The following is a 278-nucleotide window of genomic DNA, read 5'->3' as shown; positions in this document are numbered from 1 at the left end:
ACGGGTTCAGCAAGGCTCTGCCCTGGTGGATACGGCGGCACAAACCATGCACGAAATCGTCACCTCCGTGACGCGGGTGAACGACATCATGGGCGAGATTGCCTCGGCGTCGGATGAACAGCGTCGCGGGATTGAGCAGGTTGCTCAGGCGGTCACCCAGATGGATCAGGTGACGCAACAGAACGCCTCGTTAGTTGAGGAAGCGGCAGCGGCAACCGATCAGCTGGCCAGCCAGGCGGATCGTCTGACCGGGCTGGTCGCGGTATTTAATGTGAAAG

The 278-nt window shown here is 60.4% G+C and carries 1 protein-coding gene; it reads left to right on the top strand.

Annotation, left to right across the window (positions count from 1 at the left end; genetic code table 11):
- Positions 1 to 46 precede the first annotated feature (46 nt).
- The coding region (locus tag SAZ04_RS21935; protein WP_332699667.1) for a methyl-accepting chemotaxis protein at positions 47 to 278 on the top strand (232 nt) is incomplete at its 3' end.

Source organism: Halalkalibacter lacteus (assembly GCF_036663595.1).
Taxonomy (GTDB): domain Bacteria; phylum Bacillota; class Bacilli; order Bacillales; family Bacillaceae_D; genus Halalkalibacter; species Halalkalibacter lacteus.
This window is presented reverse-complemented; position numbering and strand designations above follow the sequence as displayed.